The sequence below is a fragment of the Myxococcus vastator genome, assembly GCF_010894475.1.
GTDB lineage: Bacteria > Myxococcota > Myxococcia > Myxococcales > Myxococcaceae > Myxococcus > Myxococcus vastator.
Window position 1 is genome coordinate 1 of record NZ_JAAIYB010000159.1, and the last position, 16,689, is coordinate 16,689.

Annotated in this window: 14 protein-coding genes and 1 pseudogene; 4 read left to right on the forward strand and 11 right to left on the reverse strand. The window is 69.2% G+C overall.

Translation table 11 applies throughout. The features are described 5' to 3' along the window. Positions 1–7: 7 nt before the first annotated feature. Both G4D87_RS17410 and ttcA read right to left on the reverse strand, forming a co-directional pair. Positions 8–832 carry a TerB family tellurite resistance protein gene (locus tag G4D87_RS17410; RefSeq protein WP_163783195.1) on the reverse strand — a complete coding sequence of 275 codons (825 nt, stop codon included), beginning with the start codon at positions 830–832 and terminating at the stop codon, positions 8–10. Continuing rightward, complete coding sequence (gene ttcA / locus G4D87_RS17415; protein WP_011555929.1) at positions 811–1,665, reverse strand: tRNA 2-thiocytidine(32) synthetase TtcA; 855 nt, start codon at positions 1,663–1,665, stop codon at positions 811–813. The genes G4D87_RS17410 and ttcA overlap by 22 nt, the downstream gene beginning before the upstream one ends. Positions 1,666–1,730: 65 nt before the next feature. Between ttcA and G4D87_RS17420 the strand changes: the two genes are divergently transcribed. After that, the gene (locus G4D87_RS17420; protein WP_163783196.1) at positions 1,731–2,900 is read left to right on the forward strand and encodes a ribonuclease D; all 1,170 of its coding nucleotides are present in this window, start codon (positions 1,731–1,733) and stop codon (positions 2,898–2,900) included. Between the two features lie 44 nt (positions 2,901–2,944). Further along, on the forward strand, positions 2,945–5,722 hold the full coding sequence (locus G4D87_RS17425) for a M1 family metallopeptidase (protein WP_240358350.1): 2,778 nt from the start codon (positions 2,945–2,947) through the stop codon (positions 5,720–5,722). Positions 5,723–5,796: 74 nt separating this feature from the next. On the opposite strand, the gene G4D87_RS17430 is transcribed toward G4D87_RS17425, so the two are convergent. From G4D87_RS17430 to G4D87_RS40120, 3 genes and pseudogenes are all read right to left on the reverse strand, one after another. Next, positions 5,797–7,143, reverse strand: a complete 1,347-nt coding sequence (locus G4D87_RS17430; RefSeq protein ID WP_163783197.1) for a Fic family protein — start codon at positions 7,141–7,143, stop codon at positions 5,797–5,799. Positions 7,144–7,278: 135 nt separating this feature from the next. Beyond that, positions 7,279–7,467, reverse strand: a complete 189-nt coding sequence (locus G4D87_RS39435; protein ID WP_240358351.1) for an O-methyltransferase — start codon at positions 7,465–7,467, stop codon at positions 7,279–7,281. Positions 7,468–7,580: 113 nt separating this feature from the next. Further along, positions 7,581–7,745: pseudogene (locus G4D87_RS40120) on the reverse strand (methyltransferase); the annotation flags it as partial. A 99-nt stretch (positions 7,746–7,844) separates the two neighbouring features. Here G4D87_RS40120 and G4D87_RS17440 point away from each other — a divergent pair. Then, the gene (locus G4D87_RS17440) at positions 7,845–8,198 is read left to right on the forward strand and encodes a four-helix bundle copper-binding protein (protein ID WP_240358352.1); all 354 of its coding nucleotides are present in this window, start codon (positions 7,845–7,847) and stop codon (positions 8,196–8,198) included. Between the two features lies 1 nt (position 8,199). On the opposite strand, the gene G4D87_RS17445 is transcribed toward G4D87_RS17440, so the two are convergent. The 3 genes from G4D87_RS17445 to G4D87_RS17460 all read right to left on the reverse strand — a co-directional run bounded on the left by G4D87_RS17445 (position 8,200) and on the right by G4D87_RS17460 (position 12,493). After that, positions 8,200–8,814: a hypothetical protein gene (locus G4D87_RS17445; protein WP_176411395.1), complete on the reverse strand. Its 615-nt coding sequence runs from the start codon at positions 8,812–8,814 to the stop codon at positions 8,200–8,202. Between the two features lie 369 nt (positions 8,815–9,183). Continuing rightward, positions 9,184–10,446 carry an NHL repeat-containing protein gene (locus G4D87_RS17455; protein ID WP_240358353.1) on the reverse strand — a complete coding sequence of 421 codons (1,263 nt, stop codon included), beginning with the start codon at positions 10,444–10,446 and terminating at the stop codon, positions 9,184–9,186. 553 nt (positions 10,447–10,999) lie between these two features. Beyond that, positions 11,000–12,493 carry a carboxypeptidase M32 gene (locus tag G4D87_RS17460; protein ID WP_240358354.1) on the reverse strand — a complete coding sequence of 498 codons (1,494 nt, stop codon included), beginning with the start codon at positions 12,491–12,493 and terminating at the stop codon, positions 11,000–11,002. A 70-nt stretch (positions 12,494–12,563) separates the two neighbouring features. Between G4D87_RS17460 and G4D87_RS17465 the strand changes: the two genes are divergently transcribed. Further along, positions 12,564–13,106, forward strand: a complete 543-nt coding sequence (locus G4D87_RS17465; RefSeq protein WP_176411397.1) for a hypothetical protein — start codon at positions 12,564–12,566, stop codon at positions 13,104–13,106. A gap of 10 nt (positions 13,107–13,116) precedes the next feature. Here G4D87_RS17465 and G4D87_RS17470 read toward each other — a convergent pair whose 3' ends face one another. The 3 genes from G4D87_RS17470 to G4D87_RS17480 all read right to left on the reverse strand — a co-directional run bounded on the left by G4D87_RS17470 (position 13,117) and on the right by G4D87_RS17480 (position 16,580). Beyond that, entirely contained in the window at positions 13,117–14,364 is a 1,248-nt protein-coding gene (locus G4D87_RS17470) for a sensor histidine kinase (RefSeq protein ID WP_240358355.1), read from the reverse strand. Positions 14,365–14,448: 84 nt separating this feature from the next. Beyond that, positions 14,449–14,856: a hypothetical protein gene (locus tag G4D87_RS17475; RefSeq protein WP_163783202.1), complete on the reverse strand. Its 408-nt coding sequence runs from the start codon at positions 14,854–14,856 to the stop codon at positions 14,449–14,451. Between the two features lie 95 nt (positions 14,857–14,951). Next, positions 14,952–16,580, reverse strand: a complete 1,629-nt coding sequence (locus tag G4D87_RS17480) for a peptide chain release factor 3 (RefSeq protein ID WP_163783203.1) — start codon at positions 16,578–16,580, stop codon at positions 14,952–14,954. Between the last annotated feature and the right edge of the window lie 109 nt (positions 16,581–16,689).

The following is a 16,689-nucleotide window of genomic DNA, read 5'->3' on the forward strand; positions in this document are numbered from 1 at the left end:
CCCCTAACTACCCCTCCCTGCCCAGGCGCGCCACTTCATCGTCGGCCAGGCCGAAGGTGGCCTGGAGCATATCCAGGATTCGCTGCTCGGGATGGCTCGGGGCGCCCCCCGCGTGGGCAATCTTGGTGGCCAGCCGGAAGGCCTTCACCCGCTGGGTGTGCGTCGTCAGGCCGTGGGCCAGCACCTGGAGCCGCTGGGGCAGGCCCTCGGCGGCCAGGGCCGACACGGACTCGCTGACGAAGCTCTGGGCGCGCTCGGGGCTGACGTTCTCGAAGAGGGGGTCCGCCGCGAAGCTCTCCACCAGCGCCCGGGCCTCCGCCTCCTGGAGCTTCCCGTCCGCGGCGCTCACCAGCACCATGACCTCCGCGAACAGGCGCTCCAGCGGCTCGCCCAGCGCCTCCGCCAGGCTGCCGCCGTTCTCGATGACGTCGATGATTTGCGCCACCTCGTCCTCGGAGATGCCCAGCGCGGCCTGGAACGTCTTGAGCAGGCCCAGCTCGTCCCGCGTGGCGCGCTGGTCCGCCAGGGCCACCGCCGCCGCCAGCCCGAAGGCCAGCATCCGGTTCTTGTGGTCCGGCAGCCGGCGCCGCAGCGACGCGAGCACGTCCTCCAGGTTCCGGGCCTCCGACAGCCGCGCGGCGCTGGTCTCCACCAGGGCGTTGAGCTCGTCCGGGCGGGTGCCCTCGAACTCCGGGCGCTCCAGCACGCGGCTGAGGAGCGTCTGCATCTCCCGCTGCGAGACGCGCCCGTCGGCCATCGCGGCCAGCAGCATCGCCTCCACCAGTGCGCCGTTGCGGTCGTTCCGCGCCTTCACTGCCTGCTCTCGAGCCATGGGCTGGCGCTCCCTTGCGTGTCCTTCGGTTCGGTCGTCGTAGCCCCTTCCTCGCTGGCGTGCAGCGGGTCGGGGTTGAGCGTCTTGTCCAGCAGGTGACTCGGCCGCACGTTCGCCATGGCGTTGAGGACGCTTTGGCGGACGTTGGGAATCTCCTTGCCCAGCTCCTCCATCAGCCGCTGCATCCGCTTGCGCTGGAGGTTCTCCTGCGTGCCGCACAAATCGCACGGGATGATGGGGAAGGCCATCAACTCCGCGAACTTCGCGATGTCCTTCTCCGGCGCGTAGCACAGCGGGCGGATGACCACGTTGCGCCCGTCATCGCTGCGCAAGAGCGGCGGCATCGCCTTGATGGAGCCGGCGAAGAAGAGGTTGAGCAGCAGCGTGTGGATGAGGTCGTCGCGGTGGTGGCCCAGGGCAATCTTGGTGCACCCCAGCTCCACCGCCGCCGTGTAGAGGATGCCGCGCCGCATGCGCGAGCACACCGAGCACTGCGTCTTCCCCGGAGGCGTCTTCTCCAGGACGATGCTGTAGGTGTCCTCCTTCAACAGCTTGTACGGGTAGCCCTCACGCTGGAAGTACGCCTCCAGCTTGTCCGCTGGGAAGCCGGGGTGGCCCTGGTCCAGGTTCACCGCCAGCAACTCGAACTTCACGGGCGCGCGGCGCTGGAGCTCCCGCAGGAGGTGCAGCATCGTGTAGGAGTCCTTGCCTCCGGACACGCCCACCATGATGCGGTCCCCGTCCTCAATGAGGCGGTGGTCCGCGATGGCTCGGCCCATGTGGCCAAGCAAACTCTTTTCCAGGCGCTGGACGTCGTTCATCGGCGCGGCCATCCTAGCGGCGGCCCGGGAAAAAACACCTCAATCCCAAGGCCCGGTCCGCTAGCCTGCCCCCCGCGATGCCGACCTACCCGCAAGGTGCCGTTGACGTAGTAGATGCCTCTGGAGAAGAGCAAGCGACCCGCACGCTGGAAGCCGCGCGCGAAATCGCCGTGGACCTGGAGGCGGACTCCATGCACGCCTTCCGCGCCCGGCTGTGCTTCCTCCAGCTCGCCACCGACGACCAGGTCTTCCTGTTGGACACGCTCCAGCCAGGCGTGGTGCCGGGCATGCTCGCCCCGCTGATGGCCGACCCGGCGCGCACCAAGTTCTTCCACGCCGCCCAGGGCGACCTCCAGTTCCTCGCCGAGGTGGGCGTCCGGGTGCAGGGCCTCTTCGACACCCACCGGGCGGCCACCCTGCTGGGGTGGCCCAAGGTAGGCCTGGCCGACCTCGCCCGGGAACGGCTGGGCGTGGAGCTGCCGAAGGAGCACCAGCAGTCGGACTTCTCCATCCGCCCCCTGCCCCCGGGCATGCGGGAGTACATCGCCAACGACGTGCGCTACCTGTGTGAGCTGGGCCGCCAGGTGCGCGACGCCTGCCGCGAGGCCGACATCCTGGAGGAGGTCCTCCTGGACTGCGACCGCCTGTGCGACGAGGCCGTGGCGCGCCCCGACGTGGGCGCGGACTTCAAGCCCAAGCTGCCCCGCGCCGGGCTGAACCCCACGCAGCTGACGCTGGCCCACGCCATTGCCCAGGCCCTGCACCGCAAGCGGCTGGAGTGGGCGGAGCAGGACAACGTCCCCATGGGACGGATGCTCTCCAACATGGCGCTGGGTGACATCGCGGTGAAGCTGCCCACCAACCCCAAGGAGCTGGCGCGCATGGCCGGCGTGCGGGGCTCCTTCATCCGCACGCACGGGGAGGAGCTCCTGGCCGTGGTGCGCGACCTGCTGGAGAAGTCGCGCCGGGGCGAGCTGGCGCCGGAGCGCGAGCCCAAGGGCCCCAAGGACGCCAACAAGCGCAAGCGCGAGGAGGCCCTCAAGGCCTTCCGCGTCGAGAAGGCCACCGAGCGAAAGGTGACGCCCAGCGTGGTGCTGACCAATCCGCTGATGGACGCGCTGGCCTCGCAGCCCCCGAAGGACGTGGAGGCGCTGGCGCACGTGCCCTACTTCGGGGAGAAGCGGGCGCGGCTGTACGGCCCCTCGCTCGTGGAACTGCTGGCCGCCTTCCCCGTCCTCAACGCCTGACATGACGTCGAGGCCGCGACGTGCTCGCGGCCCTGACGCCCGTCATGGAGAATGTCCGCCCGCGCGCCCCCTTCGTGCCGCGGCTGGAGATGCTCCCGGTGCGGTGCCGACCCTTCATCCTTCCGCTGCTCGTCCTCTGCCTCGGCGCCTGTGCGGGCTCGCGGCCTCCGCCCGCCCCCACGCCGTCCGCCGCTGTTCGCCCTGTCGCGCGGGCCGTGACACCCGAGGAGCAGGCCCCCGTCCTCACCCCACCGGGCCTGCGGCTGTCCCCGGCCGTGCGGCCCGTGCGGCAGACGGTGACGCTGGAGCTGGACCCGCGGCGGGAGCTGTTCAGCGGGACGACGGACATCGAAATCGAGCTGCCCCAGGCCACGCACGAGGTGTGGCTGCACGGCGAGGAGCTCTCCGTGAAGGACGCGGCCTTCATCGTGGCCGGCGCGCGGGTGAGGACCTCCACGCTGCCCATCGGCGACACGCTCGTCTTCCTCCCGCGTGAGGCGGTGGGCCCTGGCACCGTCACCCTGCGAGTGGCGTACACGGGCCGGGCGCGTGCCCGGGAGAGCTCGGGCGTCTACCGCGAGTTGGACGCGGGGCGCTGGTACGCGATGACGCAGTTCCAGCCGCTGGCGGCGCGGCGCGCCTTCCCCTGCTTCGACGAGCCCGCGTTCAAGATTCCCTGGCGGCTCACCCTGCGCGTGCGCGAGGAGGACGGCGCCTTCGCCAACTCACCGGTAGAGGCGGAGACGCAGGGGCCGGATGGCTGGAAGACGGTGCGCTTCCAGACGACGCCCCCGCTGCCCTCCTACCTGGTCGCCTTCGCGGTGGGGCCCTTCCAGGCCGTGGACGCGGGCGTCGCGGGCCAGCGCCGCGTGCCGGTGCGGATGCTGGTGCCGCGGGGCCGCGCCGCGGAGACGGCCTGGGCCGCGCGGGCCACGCCCCCGCTGCTGGAGCAGTTGGAGACGTGGTTCGGCACGCCCTACCCCTACGCGAAGCTGGACGTGCTGGCCCTGCCCGGCACGCAGGGGGGCGCCATGGAGCACCCGGGCCTCATCACCTTCAGCGCTCCGCTCATGCTGGGCCCCGTGGAGGGGGACTCCCTGTGGCGCCAGCGCTACTTCGCGCTGACGCAGGCGCACGAGCTGGCCCACCAGTGGTTCGGCAACCTCGTCACGCCCGCGTGGTGGGATGACTTGTGGCTCAACGAGTCCTTCGCGGACTGGCTCGCCTACAAAGTCGTCACGCAGTGGAAGCCCGAATGGCGTGGTGACGTGCGCCGCGTGGAGGCGCGAGGCGATGCCCTGGTGGAGGACCGGCTCGTCAGCGCGCGCAGTGTCCGGCAGCCCATCGCAGTGCCGGGCGACGTCCACTCCGCCTTCGACGGCATCACCTACAACAAGGGCGCCGCGGTGCTGGCCATGTTCGAGTCCTGGGTGGGCCCCGACGCCTTCCAGCAAGGCGTGCGGCACTACCTGGACACCCACGCGAGGGGCACCGCCACCACCTCGGACTTCTTCGGAGCCCTCACCCAGGCCACCGGCAAGGACGTGGCGCCCGCCTTCTCCTCCTTCCTGGACCAGCCGGGCGCGCCGCGCGTCGCGATGACGCTGGAGTGCCCCAGGGAGGGGCCACCCCGGCTGGCTTTGGAGCAGCGGCGCTATCTCCCCCTGGGCTCGCCGGGCGGACGCGGCGAGGCGCAGGCGTGGCGGGTGCCGGTGTGCGTGCGCTATGCCGCCGGGGGCACGGAGGGTCGCGCCTGCACGGTGCTCTCGGAGCCCACGGGCACGCTGCCGCTGGAGGACGCGAAGGTCTGCCCGGCCTGGGTCCACCCCAACGCGGAAGGCCGCGGCTACTACCACGCGCTGCTGCGCGGTGACGCGCTGGAGCGGCTGACGCGGCAGAGAGGCAAGGGCCTCAGCGTCGCCGAGCGCCGGGTCCTGCTGGATGACGCCGAGGCCCTGGTGGCCAGTGGCGACCTGGACGTGGCCCAGGCCCTGACGCTGGCCACCCGCCTGCTGCGCGCGGACGACCCGGACCTCGTCATGGGCGCGGCGGCCCTGGTCGCCAGCGTGCGGGATGACTTCGTCCCGCGGTCCGCGTGGCCGAACCGGGCGCGCTTCGTTCGCGGCCTCTTTGGCGGCCAGGCGCGCCAGTTGGGCTTCGTGCCGCGCCCGGGCGAAAGCGACGACGTGCGCATGCTGCGGCCCCGGCTGGTGTGGATGGTGGCCCAGTCCGGCGAGGACGCCCTCCTGCGGACCGAGGCCCGGAAGCTGGCGCTGCGGTGGCTGGAGGACCGGGGCTCACTGCCCATGGACGCGGCCCAGGGCGTGCTGGGCACCGCCGCGGCCTCGGGGGACGCGGCCTTGCACCAGCGCATGCTCGAAGCCCTGCGCACCACCACGGAGCGCCGTGAGCGGGACCTGCTCTTCGCCGCCCTGGGGGGCTTCCAGGATGGCGCGCTCGCCAGCGCCAGCCGGGCCCTGCTGCTGGCGCCGGACGTGGACACGCGGGAGGCCCTGCCCATCCTCTTCCGGCAGCTCGAAGCGCCGTCCACCCGCGCGGGCGCGTTCGACTTCCTGCGCGAGCACTTCGAGACGCTCCGGGAGCGGCTGCCTCGGGACATCGCGCCCTGGCTGCTGGGCACCGGCGGCTTCTTCTGCGACGCCGAACACCGCGCGCGGTTCGCGGCCTTCTTCGCGCCCTACGCGCCCACCTTCGAAGGGGGTGAGCGCGCCCTGGCGCAGGCGCTGGAGCGCGTGGACTTGTGCATCGCCCAGCGCGAGGCCCTGCGCCCCGGCCTGGAGCGCTTCCTGCGCCGCTACTGACATCAGCGCTTGCGCGCGAGCATCAGCCTGTTCGAACTCCACAAGGCGTCGCGCGGTGCAGGCGGGCACGCTCATCAAGCGCGCTTCGCACGCAGCATGCGTTCAAGCTGCGGAACAGCCGAGAACGTATAGGAGCGCCCCATCTTTTTCTTCTGCAGATAGCCGGCCGACTCCAGCGAGAGCAGGTCCTGACGCGCTGTCTGATAGACAACTCGATGCTGACGACGGTAGCTCTCGATGGTGTATCTCGTCCCAGGGTGACGCAACACGTACTCGAGAAGCGCCAACTGACGATGGTTGATGTTCTCACCATCCCGCAGTATCAGCTCGACCTCACGCAACTCCTTACTCTTGAGCTCTAGATATTCATAGAGTTGTTGCGTAGCCTGAATGATGGCTTCCACCTGATGAAGCAGGAAGTAGGTGAGGTCTCCCCTGTCTGTCTCAACATGAAGGAAGGCCTCGCCATACCGCCTGGGTGCGCGCTGAATGATGCGGGAGATGGAAAGAAACTCCGCGAGCCAGTACCGCTGACGGATCATGCTCCAGTAAAAGAGCGCACGTGCGGTGCGGCCATTTCCATCTACAAATGGATGGTCATACGCGAGCATGAAGTGCAGCACGATGGCTCGAACCACCGGGTGAATGAAGGCATCGCCCGCGTCTTCGTTCGCGAAGGCGCAGAGCGCCTTGATTCGCGCGGGAAGCTCCCCCGCCTTCGGCGGAATGTGAAGCGTCTGGCCGCTGCTACGGTCCTGCACGGTGATGGTTTCGTCTGAGCGCCGCAGCCGCCCCGCATCGCCAGGTTCGTTCAGGGTATCCCGGGTGATGAGTTCATGGAGTTCGAGCAGAAACGCCTCGGTGAGTGGCTCGCGCGCTTTTTCGCGAAGCACCTCCATCGCATGGAAGTTGTTGTAGATCATCCGCTCGTCCTTCGTTCGCGGCGGCCTCCCCTGCATGAGCATGTCCTTCGCGACCTGGCGAGTCGTCGAAGCACCTTCGAGCTGGCTCGACGTAATCGCCTCTTCCATGAGCGAGCGAACGATGTAGCGGTCGCGCACCTCCCGGTTGGCCAACTGCGGGTCAGCAACCTCCAACCGCCCGCCCATTTCACGGTCGATTCGGTGCAGCGCGAGCATGAGGCTATCGGTTCGCGCGAAATGAAACCCGCGGCCTGTATCATCCTTGAAGGGAACCTCCGTTCTGAGGACGCTCCGAGCCATGCTGATGCCTGCCCACCACTCCTCGGACGTCAGTCCGTCAGGAGGCGGCCGCCGCCGCAGCTCGTCCCAGTGCAGGTACCTTCCACCGACTTCGGACTTCACGCTGTGGGCGAGGAAATGATCGAAGCGCTTTCGATCCCCGCTCCAGACGGTCCGCAGTGCAGCCATCAGCTCTGGCGGCGTTGAAGGAAGGCGCATGAGGACCTCTCCAGCGGGGCAAGGATCCTGAACTACTACAGAACTACTAATTCAGGAAGAATTAGTAGTTCACTGTGGGCATGGGCTCGTCCGGCTGGCCGGGGGGCGCTTGCTCGCCACAACACACCCGTGACGTCAGCGCTTGCGCGCGAGCATCATCCCGTCCCGCACCGTCAGCAGGACGTGCTCCACGCGAGGGTCCGCCGTCACCTTCGCGTTGAAGTCGACCATCGCATGGTCATTGAGGGCCTCCGGTTGGAGCACCCGGCCCGACCACAGGACGTTGTCCGCGATGAGGAGCCCGCCCGGCCGCAGCAGTGGCAACACCGCGTCCCAGTAGGCGGCGTAGCTCGGCTTGTCCGCGTCGATGAACGCCAGGTCGAACGGCCCCTGGAGGTGCCGATTTCCAACACCCGCCGCGCCCCCGTCAACGCGACCAGCATGCGCAGGAAGGTGCCTTCCACGGCCCCGACCTGCATGTGGGGAGAGGACATCCGCGCGTACGTGACAGCACGGAGCTCATCGAAGAGGGGCGCGGGTGCCGTGGTGTGCGCGTCCGCGTACGCCTCGACTTCGGGAGGAACGAGGGTGAGCTTGGGCATGTTCCATCGATTAGCACGTACCGCGGGGCACCCCACTTCAGGTTGCCGTCAGACGGCTCGTGCATACCTTTGTCGTCGCTTTGGATGAAGGAGGTCTCGATGCTGGCAGCCAGAATCGGTGGTGCGCACGCGGATGTGTCCCGGTGCATCGCCGCGAGCCTCCAGTGTCAGGTTTCCTGCGAAGCGGGCATGGCCCGCCGGGTAGCGCGTGGGGAGCCGCTGTCCGGTGAGGTGGTACGCCTGCTTCGCCAGTGTGCCGAGCTGTGCGAACTCAATGCGCGTGCACTCCAGAAGGAGAGCCGGCTGGCCCGCCGCACCGCGAGCCTGTGCTTCGACCTGGCCAACCTGGTGGCCCGGGCCGCGTGGCTGGACGCGGAGGACCGGGACTCGTACACGCTCGCGCGGGACGCGCTGCACCTGGCCCGCGCGTGCAGGCCCCTGCTCTTCGCCTGAGTCAGAAGCGCAGGTGCGGGCTGAGCACCAGCGTGGGGCCCGCGCCTGTACAGACGTTGTCTGCGGGCTTCGTGTTGATGTCGCAGCGCTGGTAGTAGCCCGCCAGGGTGACGCCCAGGGAGCCATGAATGCGGACGTCCATTCCAGCACCCGCGGCAAGCGCGAGATGCGTGTTGGTGTACAGGCGGGAAACATAGGCATCTGAATCAATCTTGGTGGAGGTGCTTCGCCCCACGCGAAGCGCCACCCAGGGCGACACACGCCGCGTCCGCAGGAAGCGGTAGCGCGCCTCTCCGGCAAGGCCCCGGAATGCGCCCCGCGGATACTGTCGGAGTTCGCGCTGCCCGGGATCCCCATTGTCCAGGTCCGCCGCGAGGGACGTCTTGAAGATGCGGCCCCACTGCAGCGTCAGACCGACCTCCAAATCGAGCGGGGTCACCACGAACAACTGCGCGCTCAGGAGGCCACCGCGACTGGCAGCGTTTTTGCCGGCGAAGAGGCCTCCGCCGCCGGAGAGCAGAACGCCCCACTCCGGCGGCGACGGTGCCTCCGACTTCGCAATAGCAGGCATCAGCAGGCTGAGCACCAGGACAGACGTCATCAGGCGGGCAGGCATCAATGACTTCCTCACGAGCGCACGCGCCGGCCCGGGTGCTGTCGTGAAGATAGCGGTCGGCGCAGCCAAATGGCAGACGATTTGGCGGTCCCCTGGGCGTCCGCCCTCCGGTTGCTCGAAATTCGAGGACCGTTCCCGCGCTGCCGCGGGTGCGGTCAAGCGGCCTGCTGGACAGGAATCCCAGACAGCAGCTCGTTGAGGGCGTCCACCTGTTGTTGCTCATGGCCCGGCTGGGCCTGGACGATGCCGATGGCGCGCTGGAGGACATGCCGCGCCGCCTCGGGAGCGTCACGAACGACGGGGCGCGGGAGGAGAGTCGCTCCTCCCGCGCCCCGGTATCACGAACCAGCGTTCACGCTGACGCCGGGACTACAGGTCCAGCAGACGCGCCTGGAATCCATTGCTCCCCGTCGAGGTGAGCAGCACCAACTGGCCGTTGTGCACGAAGACCCGCTGGGCCGTTCCCGGGTAGTACGCGGCCGAGAGGATGTCGAACTGGCGGCTGAGCACCCGCAGCTGCGTCCTGTCTCCCACGGTGTCGATGAGGTAGAGGCGCTCACCGTGGAAGGCGATGTCCACGAACGACAGGCCAATGCTGGTGCGGTACGTCAGGTCCGCCGTGTTGAAGAGGAGGCCACTCCCCGTCACGACCGCGGAGCCATCCGGCCACAGCCGCAGCGGCGCCCTCAGGTTGTAGGCACCATGGTAGGGCGAGTCGATTTCAGCGCCCAGCGTCCCCGCCTCCATGTCCACCTGAACCCGGTTCAGGTCCTGCGGCGAGATGCCGCTGTCGGCGAAGTAGATGGTGTTGTTCGCCTCCGAGAACAGCAGGCTCACCGCGCTGTTCCTCCAATCCACCGCCGCGACCCGAGCGCCCGTGGACCGCTGATAGAGCGCATGCGTCCCCCAGGCCCCGGAGCCATCAATGGTAAACAGGTAGCGGTCCGCGACCACCATGCGCGACACCGACGCAGGCGCCGCGGCGAAGAAGCGGGCCGTGCCCCCCTCCGTCGAAGTGAAGGCGTCGATGCGCCCTCCCATGTAGGCCAGGTATGCGGTCTGGCCGTCCGGAGCGACCGCCATCGAGGTTGCATCACCCGTCCCGACGTGAGCGGACAGGAAGCTCCGGGTCGTCAGGTCGAGGCGACGGATGCGATCCGCGTCGCCGTCCAGGAAGTGGATGACGCCATCACCCGTCAGCGTCGCGTCCTGGTAGGTGAAGGCGAACGCGGCCCCGCCCAGCACGACGCCCGCATCCGGGTCCACCCCGCCATCACTGCCGCCATCCGGCGAGGGCTCCCCCGTCTCCAGTTGCCCCGAGATGTCGATGCCACCCGTGGTGGCGCCCGGGCAGTTGACCGGGTTGCGCTGCAGCACGAGGCTCGCCGAAACCACCTCGCCGGCCACGACGTCGACCACAGCGCTGCCCGCGTACACCTCCAGCATGGACGCGTTGTACGCAATCACACGCACTTCCCGACCGGTTCCCGCGGGCACCTCGGACACCTGTCCCCGGATGGCTGTGCCGTCGACCAGGAGTGGAACGGGCCCGATGACCGGAAGGTCCTGCGCGGAAACGGTGGCCTCCGCGGTCGTGACGCCGCAGGCATCCCCCGCCAGGGAGATTTCCATTCGGACGGATTCGGTTTCACCTGCGTTCCCGGACGGTCCCTCGCTGTTGCACGCCGCCACCAGCGCGCCGACCGCCCACATCAGCCCAACTCGACTCAGGATTCTCATGAATGTTCCCCCTCCGCGCGGGTCCGATACGACAAGTGCGGTTGCCGCGCAATGCATTGCAAACATGGACTCGAAACACCCGTGCCCACGGCCACGCAATGACGGCAGACCTCGCAAAGCCTGACAGGCCCACTGAGTTCGCGATGACCGTCGATGCGCCGGACGCAATAAGGTATTCCACGCATCAGCGATGGGTCACGGCGACCTCAGGCACGCCTTCATGCATGTCTATACATGCGTTTTGGAGACACGCCCCCCGCACGCCAGGCCCCGCGAAGCCGCCGGCAATGATTCGCACCGCGAACCTCTACTCCCACTCCTTCGCGATATCCGCCTGCGTCGGCGCAGCAGGTTTGCCTTGCGCCTCGGCCACCACAGAACGGACGGCCGAGGCACGAGGTGGCATCAATGCCACCTCCAGACGGACACACGCTCTCTCAAGCGCTCAAAGCGAGACACCGTAGAGCGCGCCGTACTTCTCCTTCAGGTACGCCAGGAAGTCCGTGTCCGTGAGGCCCTGCCCCGTCACCTGCTTCACGCGCTCCTCCGCGGAGAGGCGGAAGCCGTGCTGGTGCACGTGCGTGCGCAGCCAGTCACGCAGCGGCAGCAGCTCGCCCCGGCCCAGGTGGTCCTCCAGCTCCGGCAGGTCGCGCTTCGCGGCGCGATAGAGCGACGCCGCGTACAGGTTCCCCAGCGAGTACGTGGGGAAGTAGCCCAGCTCACCCCAGGCCCAGTGGATGTCCTGGAGCACGCCTTGCGTGTCGTCCGGCGGGGTGAGGCCCAGGTACTTCTCCATGCGCGCGTTCCACGCGGCGGGCAGGTCCTCCACCGGCAGTTCGTCGCGCACCAGCAACAGCTCCAGCTCGTAGCGCAGCGCGATGTGGAGGTTGTACGTCACCTCGTCCGACTCGATGCGGATGAGCGACGGCCCCACCGCGTTCACCGCGCCGTGGAAGGTCTCCACGTCGGTGCCGGACAGGGCTTCCGGGAAGGCTGCGCGCAGCACGGGGAGGTAGTGCCGCCAGAAAGGCAGGCTTCGGCCCACCATGTTCTCCCACAGGCGTGACTGCGACTCGTGCAGCCCCATGGAAGGCGCGGCGGCCAGGGGCGTGCGGTGGAGCTCCGGCGCGAAGCCCTGCTCATACAAACCATGGCCGGCTTCATGGATGGTGCTGAAGATGGACGGGAACGGCGTGGCCGTGTCCACGTGCGTGGTGAGCCGCACGTCCAACGGGTGCGTGCCCCCGGTGAACGGGTGGATGCTCAGGTCCTGCCGGCCCGCGTCCAGGTCGAACCCGATGTCCTTCAACAGCCGCAGGGTGAAGGCCCACTGCGCGTCCTTGTCGTAGTGACGGCCCAGCAGGAAGGGCGCCACCGGCCGGCGCACCGCGGTGAGCTTGCCCACCATGGGGATGAGGTGCTCGCGCAGCGCGGACAGCACCGGCGTCAGGCGCGCCACGCGCATGCCCGGCTCATGGCCTTCCAGCAGCGCGTCATAGCGCTCTCCGTCATGGCCATACGCATCCGCCTGCTCCCGGCGCAGCGACAGCAGGCGCTGGAGCGCGGGCTGGAAGACGCTGAAGCGCCTCGCCTGCCGGGCTTCCCGCCAGGCGGGGATGGCATCGCTGATGGCCCCCGCGAGCGCCCGCACCAAAGGCGCCGGGACGCGCACCTCCCGCTCCCGCTCCCGCGTCAGCACCGTCACCATGGCCCGGGCATCGTCGGACAGGTCCGCCCGCGAGGCCGCCTGGGCCAGGGCCTCCCCCAGCCGGGGGTCCACCAAACGCTCATGATGCAGCCCCTGCAGGGTGGAGAGCTGATGGGAGCGCGCGGGGCCGGCCTTGGTGGGCAGGTACGTCTCCATGTCCCAGGTGGCCAGGCCGATGAGGCCCTGAAGGTCGCGAAGCTCCTGCATCCGGGTCAGCAGCCAGGTATCCATGCCCGGATTCATAGCCCGCTTCGCGGCGCACTATCGCGAAAGACGCAGTCGGGGGTATGAGGGCTGCGCGATGGCCAACGTCATTCAGTTCTTCATGTCCCCCGAGGACGAAGTCGCCTTCTTCCGCTTCCTGGAGCGCTTCGTCCTGGAGGTGTACCCCCGCCGCGTCCCCCAGGATTGGGAGACCTTCCGCGCGAACATGGAGAACCTGGAGCGCATCCCCCAGGAGGACCTCTATATGGTGGCCTCGGAGCTGGGTCCGGCCATCGTCGACAAGGTGAAGCGGGGCCCGGACAAGGGCTACTGGCGCATCGACGAGGTGCGCTCGCCCGTCATCTTCATGGAGCGCTGCCGCCCCAACGAAGAGGGCGAGCTGCTCAGCGGGAAGATGTGGGCGGAGCTGGACATCACCGCGCAGACGGGCCGGAAGAACGCGGCGCCCGACAAGTTCCGGCGCATGTTCCTGGAGGTCGAGGAGTACATCAAGAAGACGTGCCGCAGGAGCGAGCCCAAGGGCTTCTACGTGGGCCCCAAGACGGCGCGGCTCTGCAAGGAAGGGCTCGTGCTGCGCGACTCCGCCTTCCGCGGCGGCACGGTGGCGCCCTACAAGTAGCCGCGGCGCCTCAGCGCAGCGCCACGGGCAGGGTGAAGAAGAAGGTGCTCCCCTGCCCTTCCCGGCTCTCCACGTCGAGCGTCCCGCCGTGCGCGGCCACCAGGCTCCAGGCGATGCTCAGCCCCAGCCCCGTGCCGCGTCCCGGTGAATGGCTGGCCCGCCAGAAGCGCTCGAAGAGGTGCGGCGCGTCCTCCGCGGGGATGCCGGGCCCGGAGTCCTTCACGAAGACGCACACCCGCTCCCCCTCCACCAGGCCGGCCCGCACTTCGATGGCGCCGCCGGGGGGCGTGAACTTGATGGCGTTGCTCACCAGGTTGGCCAGCACCTGCAGGATGCGCTCGCGGTCGGCGAGCACCGGCGGCAACCCCGGCGCCAGCGCCACCGTCAGGCGTTGCCCCTTCTCCAGCGCGAGCGGCCGGAGCACCTCCAGCGACTGCGCCAGCAAGGCGTCCACCGGCAAGGGCTGGAGCAACAGCGGAATGGGCATCCCGCGCAGGCGCGCCCGGTCCAGCAGGTTGCCGATGAGGCTGCTCATCTGCTGCTCGGCGAGGACGATGTTCTCCAGGTAGCGGCGCCGCCGGTGCTCCTTCTCCGGCGCCGTGCCCGCATTCAGAATCATCTCCGCGTTCATCCGCACCGCGAGCAGCGGCGTCTTGATGTCATGGGAGACGACGGTGAGCAGCTCGTCACGCCAGCGCACGGCCTCCTGGGCCTGAAGGAACAGCGCCTCCGCGCGCTCACGCAGGCGCACCTCGCGGCGCAGCACATGCTCCCTGGCCAAGGCCACGGCCAGCAGGTTCGCCACCGCGTCCAGCAGCGACAGCCCGTCCTCCCCGAGTTCCACCGACTCCACGTGGAGCACGCCCAGGACGCCGTCCTTCGCCACCAGGGGCAGGGTGACGGTCCCCGGAGCCTGGGCCGGTCCCGCTTCGAACACGCCTCCGCTGGCGTCACACCCTTGCGGCGCGACGCGCTCCAGGCCCACGAGGTACGCGTACGCGGCGGCGGCATGCGCCACGGCCTGGGACGGAGGGGACTCCGCGCCCGCGGACGGACGCCACGCCATCAGCCAGGGCCGCTCCGGAACGGGCACTCCGGACGCGTCCACCCCCTCCAGCAGGAGCGCGGCGCGGACCGGCAGCCATCGGGAGAGGCGGTCCACCAGCGCGGGAAAGCTGGCCGCGACGCCATCGGAAGCGCAGAGCAGTTGCCCCACCTCGTGGAGCTGCGCCAGATGGCGGCGGGCCTGCCCTCGCATTCGCCAGGCGCGACGGGGCCGCCGGCGGGAGGCCGGGACGTGCGGGGGGGGCGGAGGCATCCCCCGCTGGGCGCCTCGGCGCCTTCATCGGGGGCGCTCCACGGCCAGCAGCGCCTCAAGGAGCGCGGCGGAGAGGACCTCGCCTGTCAGCGCCCCGAGGACGCGCAGCCACTCCTCGACCAGGACCACCAGCGACTCCTCCAGCCGCTCCGGTTCGAGCTCCGCCACGACCGGATGCAGCCCCTCGAAGCGAAGGCCCTCCGACGTGACGGCGAGCGCCGACAGGTGAGGATGGGCCTGGGCCACCCGCTGGAGCACCCGCTCCAGGATGACCACCAGGGTGACCTCACCCAGGGCCAGACGGCCACGGCGCCACAGCGCCTGGCAGCCTCGCTCGAACAAGTCCAGCAGCGCGGGAGAGGATGGGCGCGGCACCTGGCGCTGGCGCCAGGCACGCACGGCTTCACGAGGGAGGGGGTGCCGCTCAGACATGCAGTGGGCCGGCCGCGGTGCGACGCGGAGAGCCCCCCTCGCTTAATGAAGCCCCTCGCGAAAGTCCACTCGCGGAGGGGCTGGGACGGCCCGGCTCAGGTGCCCGGCGTCGTCAGGACCGTGGCCTGCCGGAGCTGCGGGGCCTCGGAGACGAACTTCAGCTCCGGGTGCTTGTCCTCGGCGTGCTGGAGCGCCCAGTCATCCCGGAAGAGCACCAGGGGCAAGCCGTCCCGGTCCTGCACCGTCTGCCGGTTGCCTTCCCAGTCGAACGCCTTCGGGTCGAAGTTGGCGCCCACCACCCAGCGCGCATGACTGAAGGGCAGCCGGTCGAGGGCAATCTTCGCGCCGTACTCGTGCTCCAGGCGGTACTGGAGGACCTCGAACTGGAGCGCGCCCACCACGCCGACGATGGGGTCCTTCATGCCCATCTGGAGCTGCTGGAAGATTTGCACCGTGCCCTCCTCGGAGAGCTGCTCCAGGCCCTTCTCCATCTGCTTGCGGCGGAGCGGATCCTTGCTGCGGACGACGGCGAAGAACTCCGGGCTGAAGCGCGGCACGCCCTCGAACTCCACGCCGGTGCCCTCCGCCAGCGTGTCGCCGATGCGGTACTGCCCCGGGTCGAACAGGCCGATGACGTCCCCAGGCCACGCGTCCTCGATGGAGGTGCGCTCGGCGGCCATGAACTGGCTCGGCTTGGCCAGCCGGACTTCCTTGCCCAGGCGCGAGTGGAAGGCGCTCATGCCCTTCACGTACCGGCCGCTCACCACGCGCATGAACGCGATGCGGTCGCGGTGCGCGGGGTCCATGTTCGCCTGAATCTTGAAGACGAAGCCGGCGAACTTCGGGTGGGTGGGCTCGCGCGGCCCCTGCGTCGTCGCGCGCGACGTGGGCGCGGGGGCCAGGTCCAGGAAGGCATCCAGGAACGGGCGCACGCCGAAGTTGGTCATCGCGCTGCCGAAGAACATGGGCGTCAGCTGCCCCGTGTCGCTCTTCTCGCGGGTGAACTCGTCGCCGCCGATGTCCAGCAGCTCGATTTCCTCATGCAGCTTCGCCAGCTCCGCCTCGGTGAGGACCGTCTTGATTTCATCCGAGTCGATGGAGACCGAGCGCTCGCCCACCTCGGACTCGCCGTGGGAGCCCTCGGCGGAGAAGACGTGGACGACGCGGGCCTGCCGGTCATAGACGCCGCGGAAGTCCGGGCCCATGCCAATGGGCCAGTTCATCGGGTAGGAGCGGATGCCGAGCACCTGCTCCAGCTCGTTCATCAAGTCCAGCGGCTCGCGGCCGTAGCGGTCCAGCTTGTTGACGAAGGTGAAGATGGGGATGTTCCGCAGGCGGCAGACCTTGAAGAGCTTCTTGGTCTGCGGCTCCACGCCCTTGGCGGCGTCGATGAGCATCACCGCCGCGTCCGCCGCGGCCAGGGTGCGGTAGGTGTCCTCGGAGAAGTCCTGGTGGCCCGGCGTGTCCAGCAGGTTCACCGCGTGGTCGCGGTAGGAGAACTGGAGGACGGAGGAGGTGACGGAGATGCCGCGCTCCTTCTCCAGCTCCATCCAGTCGGACGTGGCGTGCCGCCGGGCCCGCTTGGCCTTCACGCTGCCGGCAAGGTGGATGGCGCCACCGTAGAGCAGCAGCTTCTCGGTGAGGGTCGTCTTGCCCGCGTCGGGGTGGGAGATGATCGCGAAGGTGCGCCGCCGGGCGACCTCCCTTTGGAGCTCGTTCGTCATGACCCGGGGCCAACTATCACGGGCGGTGTTTCCTTGCAGCTTGCAAGCGGCGCTTGCCGCCCGGCCGGGGCCCCATGCGAGGCTGCCGACCCCCACCTACCCTTGGACT

Excerpts from the sequence above, each read along its gene's own strand:
- G4D87_RS17455 (WP_240358353.1), bottom strand. The coding sequence starts at position 10,446 with ATGGAAATCTCCCTGGCGGGGGATGCCTGCGGCGTCACGACCGCGGAG.
- G4D87_RS17420 (WP_163783196.1), top strand. The coding sequence starts at position 1,731 with ATGCCGACCTACCCGCAAGGTGCCGTTGACGTAGTAGATGCCTCTGGA.
- G4D87_RS17470 (WP_240358355.1), bottom strand. The coding sequence starts at position 14,364 with ATGCGAGGGCAGGCCCGCCGCCATCTGGCGCAGCTCCACGAGGTGGGG.
- G4D87_RS17465 (WP_176411397.1), top strand. The coding sequence starts at position 12,564 with ATGGCCAACGTCATTCAGTTCTTCATGTCCCCCGAGGACGAAGTCGCC.
- G4D87_RS17460 (WP_240358354.1), bottom strand. The coding sequence starts at position 12,493 with ATGGATACCTGGCTGCTGACCCGGATGCAGGAGCTTCGCGACCTTCAG.
- G4D87_RS17445 (WP_176411395.1), bottom strand. The coding sequence starts at position 8,814 with ATGCCTGCCCGCCTGATGACGTCTGTCCTGGTGCTCAGCCTGCTGATG.
- G4D87_RS17480 (WP_163783203.1), bottom strand. The coding sequence starts at position 16,580 with ATGACGAACGAGCTCCAAAGGGAGGTCGCCCGGCGGCGCACCTTCGCG.
- ttcA (WP_011555929.1), bottom strand. The coding sequence starts at position 1,665 with ATGGCCGCGCCGATGAACGACGTCCAGCGCCTGGAAAAGAGTTTGCTT.
- G4D87_RS17430 (WP_163783197.1), bottom strand. The coding sequence starts at position 7,143 with ATGCGCCTTCCTTCAACGCCGCCAGAGCTGATGGCTGCACTGCGGACC.
- G4D87_RS17475 (WP_163783202.1), bottom strand. The coding sequence starts at position 14,856 with ATGTCTGAGCGGCACCCCCTCCCTCGTGAAGCCGTGCGTGCCTGGCGC.
- G4D87_RS17440 (WP_240358352.1), top strand. The coding sequence starts at position 7,845 with ATGCTGGCAGCCAGAATCGGTGGTGCGCACGCGGATGTGTCCCGGTGC.
- G4D87_RS17410 (WP_163783195.1), bottom strand. The coding sequence starts at position 832 with ATGGCTCGAGAGCAGGCAGTGAAGGCGCGGAACGACCGCAACGGCGCA.
- G4D87_RS17425 (WP_240358350.1), top strand. The coding sequence starts at position 2,945 with ATGGAGAATGTCCGCCCGCGCGCCCCCTTCGTGCCGCGGCTGGAGATG.